We start from the raw sequence: 426 nt of genomic DNA, 5'->3' as shown, positions 1-426 counted from the left end.
TGCTGCCGGTGCGGCTGTCCGGCTCCCCGGGCACCCCGACACCGCACGCCGACCGGTACCTGGGCACGGGGGTCGACCCGGCCGTCCGCTCGGTGCTGGAGCGCCTGCTCGGCGGCGAGCACGGCCCGCTGGACCTGCTGGTGGTCTCCGGCGACTGCGAGGCCTCGCGCCGGTTGTTCTACGCCCTCCGCGAGCTGCACCGCCTGCGGCGCGGGCCGACGCTGCCGCCGGTGCGGCTGGTGGACGTGCTGCACAAGCCGCACCGCACGACCACCGGGTACGTGCGCACCCAGATCCGGGGCCTGCGCACCTGGCTGGCCGCACACGCGGGGCGCCCCGTCGGCGACGACGACCTGGCCGACGCGATCGCCCGGCACGACCGGCTGCGCACGGCGCTGTCCCGGATGCGTGCACTGCGGCGGCGCG

The 426-nt window shown here is 77.7% G+C and carries 1 protein-coding gene; it reads left to right on the top strand.

Annotated features, from left to right (window positions below; translation table 11 throughout):
- On the top strand, window positions 1-426 hold a 426-nt coding region (locus SACPADRAFT_RS33460), incomplete at both ends, for a 2-hydroxyacyl-CoA dehydratase family protein (RefSeq protein WP_040924700.1).

The organism is Saccharomonospora iraqiensis subsp. paurometabolica YIM 90007, from assembly GCF_000231035.2.
Taxonomy (GTDB): domain Bacteria; phylum Actinomycetota; class Actinomycetes; order Mycobacteriales; family Pseudonocardiaceae; genus Saccharomonospora; species Saccharomonospora paurometabolica.
This window is presented reverse-complemented; position numbering and strand designations above follow the sequence as displayed.